At 68.6% G+C, this 3,715-nt stretch carries 3 protein-coding genes; 2 read left to right on the top strand and 1 reads right to left on the bottom strand.

Annotated elements, in window-relative coordinates:
• Positions 1–297 precede the first annotated feature (297 nt).
• Positions 298–1,230, top strand: a complete 933-nt coding sequence (locus F1193_RS16830; RefSeq protein ID WP_150098944.1) for a 50S ribosomal protein L11 methyltransferase — start codon at positions 298–300, stop codon at positions 1,228–1,230.
• Positions 1,231–1,488: 258 nt separating this feature from the next.
• Here F1193_RS16830 and F1193_RS16825 read toward each other — a convergent pair whose 3' ends face one another.
• Entirely contained in the window at positions 1,489–2,001 is a 513-nt protein-coding gene (locus tag F1193_RS16825) for a thioesterase family protein (protein ID WP_150098943.1), read from the bottom strand.
• Positions 2,002–2,142: 141 nt separating this feature from the next.
• Here F1193_RS16825 and F1193_RS16820 point away from each other — a divergent pair, with 141 nt between their 5' ends.
• Positions 2,143–3,546: an FAD-binding oxidoreductase gene (locus F1193_RS16820; protein ID WP_150098942.1), complete on the top strand. Its 1,404-nt coding sequence runs from the start codon at positions 2,143–2,145 to the stop codon at positions 3,544–3,546.
• Positions 3,547–3,715 lie beyond the last annotated feature (169 nt).

Genomic DNA, 3,715 nt, shown 5'->3' with positions numbered 1-3,715 from the left:
TTGATGTCGCGAGGATCGTGAACTTGGCGGAAAATCGAGATGAGAGCCTGCATGGGAGCCTCCCCGAATCGAGAAGCCTCATGAATGAATCCTTCTCTACCTCCCGCGCAATGCCCTTATACTCATCTGCGATTCCCCTGCCCACAAGGGGAGAGGGAAGAGGCGGCTTCCGGCCGAAGGCCGCTTTGAGCCGATCAGCCGGGTTCGCTTCACACTTTTGCGGAAAACGCTCCGGCTTCCGGTTGGTCGCGTTTTCTGTCGCAAAACCGCTTCACACTTTTGCGGAAAACGCTCCCCATGCGCGAAGGTCTCCAGCCCGTCAGCCCCTCCACCCTTGCCCGGCTTCTCGCCACGGAGGCGGACGCCCGCCGCGTCGCCGACCTGATCGGCGAGAGCTTCGATCCGGCCGAGACCGCGGTTGCGGCATTCGAATTGCCCGATGAGTCCGGCTGGAGCGTCGAGGCCTATTTCGCCGATCCGCCCGATGAGGCGGCGGTGCGCGATCTGGTGGCGCTGGCGGCCGGCGCGGAGGCCGCGGCCGCCCTCGTCTTCGAGGCGCTGACGCCAAAGGACTGGGTGGCCGCCTCGCTCGACGGGCTGAAGCCGGTACAGGCGGGGCGCGTGGTGGTGCATGGCGCGCACGACCGCCACCGCGTCCCGCCCAACGCGCTGGGCATCGAGATCGAGGCGGCGCTGGCCTTCGGCACCGGCCACCACGGCACCACGCGCGGCTGCCTGATCGGCTTCGACCGGTGGAACAAGGCGCGGCGCGCCGGCGGGGCCACTCTGCGGGCGCTCGATGTCGGCACCGGCACCGGCGTGCTGGCGCTGGCGGCGGCGCGGGCGGCGCGGCTGCCGGTGGTCGCCACCGACATCGACCGCGATGCCGTGGTCACCGCGCGCGCCAATGTCCGCTTCAACAAGGCGGCCGATCGGGTGCGGGTGCTGCATGCCGGCAGCCTGACGCGCGCCGATGTGGCGGGGGCCGGTCCCTATGACCTGGTGTTCGCCAACATCCTGATGCGGCCCTTGATCGGGCTCGCGCCGCAGATCCGCCGGCTCCTGGCGCCGGGCGCGCGGGTCATCCTGTCGGGGCTTCTGCCCGGCCACGCCCGCGCGGTGGTCGCGGCCTATCGCGGCCAGGGCCTGCGGCTCATCCGCCGCCGCACGCTGGAGGGCTGGGTGAGCCTCGACATGGAGCTGCCGGCTTCATCGGCGCGCCGGGCGTGAGGCGCGCGCCCTGTCCCTCTCCCCTTGCGGGAGAGGGTGCCGAGCGATCGATGAGATCGCGAGGCGGGTGCGGGGGTGCTCTCATATGCGTTTGCAGCACCCCCTCACCCGGCTCGACCTCGCTTCACTCGGTCTCGCCACCCTCTCCCGCAAGGGGAGAGGGAAGAAGAGAGCCGTGCCGCTCGCCGGCAAACAGCCTCTTCTGCGGACGATCCCGGGTCTCGCAGCTTCGCTGCTCGCCCGGGATGACGGCTTCCCTTACGCCGGGCGCGGCGGCATGGCGATGCGGCGGCCGGCGCCCTCGGGCGGCGTCAGCCGGTCGTGCGCCTGCTTCATCAGCGCCAGCCGGCTGAGGATGTCGGTTGGGAAGTGCGCGGTCTTCTTGCGCATCAAATCGACATGCAGCGCCATCTGCTCGGAGGTGGCCGAGACCCAGCCTTCGGCGGCGTGATAGAGCTGCTGGAACACGTGCACGCGCTTGTCGTCGAAATCAAGAAGCTGCACCGTCACCCGCACCGGGTCGTCGGCCTTCAGCTCGCGCATGTAGCGCACGTGCACTTCCGCCGTGACGTAGGACGCCCCCTTGTGGCGGACGTAATAGGGGCCGAGCCCGACCAGCAGCATCGCCTCGTCCATCGCGCGGTCGAACAGCACGTTGTAATAGGCCATGTTCAAATGGTCGTTGTAGTCGACCCAGCCGGGGTCGACCACCATCGGCGCAGAGACGAACGGCGCAAAAAAGACAGGCACGAAGTCGACGCGGTCAAGCATCGGACCCTCCGCATTCATGGTCCGTGGAGCGGCATTGTGCCTCCTTTTCCGGCGGACGGAAACGGTCGCGTGCCCGGCGAGTGTTTTGCTAAACAGAAACTGTGGAGCTGCGGCACGGGTTCCGGCTCCGGAAAGGCCAACATGTCCGCATCATTCTGCCGGCCGCCAGAGGAAGCGGTCGAAACCGTCGTCGCCGCCCTCGGCCAACGCTTCGGTGCCCGCTTCACCACGTCGCAGGCGGTGCGCGACCAGCACGCCCACACTTTGACTTGGGTCGCCCCGCAGCCGCCGGACGCGGTGGTGTTTCCGCATTCGACCGAGGAGGTGCAGGAGATCGTGCGGGCGTGCGCCGCACACCGCGTGCCGATCATCCCCTACGGCACCGGCTCGTCGCTGGAAGGGCAGGTGAACGCGCCGTTCGGCGGCATCTCCATCGACACGCGCGAGATGAACCGCATCGTCGCGGTGCACGCCGAGGATCTCGACGTGGTGGTCGAGCCCGGCGTCACCCGCTCGACGCTCAACAGCTATCTGCGCGACGCCGGCCTGTTCTTTCCGATCGATCCCGGGTTTGATGCCTCGTTCGGCGGCATGGCGGCGACGCGTGCCTCGGGCACCAATGCCGTGCGCTACGGCACGATGAAGGACAACGTGCTGGCGCTGACGGCGGTGCTGGCCAACGGCGAGGTGATCAACACAGCCCGCCGCGCCAAGAAGTCCTCAGCCGGCTACGATCTCACCCGCCTCTTCGTCGGCTCGGAGGGCACGCTCGGCATCATCACCGAGCTGACGATCCGGCTGTCCGGAATCCCCGAGGCGATCTCGGCCGGCATCTGCCCGTTCCCCTCGATCGAGGCGGCGTGCGAGGCGACCATCGCCACCATCCAGAGCGGCATTCCGGTGGCGCGCATCGAGCTGCTCGACGAGGTCGCGGTTGGCGCTTCCAACCGCTATTCCAAGCTCGATCTGCCGGTCACGCCGATGCTGTTCCTGGAGTTCCACGGCACCAAGGCGTGGGTGGCCGAACAGGCGCAGCGGTTCGGCGAGATCGCCGCCGAATGCGGCGGCGGCCCGTTCGACTGGGCGACCGAGCCGGAGCGCCGCTCCAAGCTGTGGCAGGCACGCCATGACGCGTTCTGGGCGGCGCTGGCGCTCCGGCCCGGCTGCTCGGGCCTGTCCGGCGACGTCTGCGTGCCGATCTCGCGCCTTGCGGAGTGTGCCGCCGAGACCAAGCGCGACGCCGCCGAGCTTGGCCTCACCGTGTCGATGGTCGGCCATGTCGGCGACGGCAATTTCCATGCGCTGGTGGTGATCGACAATGACGACGCCGACGAGGTGAAGCGCTGCAAGACGTTCCTCGGCCGGATGGTCGACCGGGCGATCGCCATGGAGGGCACCTGCACCGGCGAGCACGGCGTCGGCCAGGGCAAGATGGGCTATATCGGCGCCGAGCTGGGCGAGGGCGCGCTCGACGCCATGCGCGCCGTCAAGCGCGCGCTCGACCCCGACAACATCCTCAATCCGGGCAAGATCTTCGCGCTGTAGAGCATTTTCCGCAAAAGTGGATACCGGTTTTGCGAAAGAAAATGCGACAAGCGAGATGCTTGGGGCGTGCCCAGTGATTGTAAAAGAAGGGCGCCCCCCGCGAGGGGGGGCGGGGGGGGGGGTCGCGGGGGGCCGGCAAACAAACGGGGGCCAGCGCCCCCCGCCCGGG

Source organism: Blastochloris sulfoviridis (assembly GCF_008630065.1).
In the GTDB taxonomy this organism is placed as follows: Bacteria; Pseudomonadota; Alphaproteobacteria; order Rhizobiales; family Xanthobacteraceae; genus Blastochloris; species Blastochloris sulfoviridis.
This window is presented reverse-complemented; position numbering and strand designations above follow the sequence as displayed.

Excerpts from the sequence above, each read along its gene's own strand:
- F1193_RS16820 (WP_150098942.1), top strand. The coding sequence starts at position 2,143 with ATGTCCGCATCATTCTGCCGGCCGCCAGAGGAAGCGGTCGAAACCGTC.
- F1193_RS16830 (WP_150098944.1), top strand. The coding sequence starts at position 298 with ATGCGCGAAGGTCTCCAGCCCGTCAGCCCCTCCACCCTTGCCCGGCTT.
- F1193_RS16825 (WP_150098943.1), bottom strand. The coding sequence starts at position 2,001 with ATGCTTGACCGCGTCGACTTCGTGCCTGTCTTTTTTGCGCCGTTCGTC.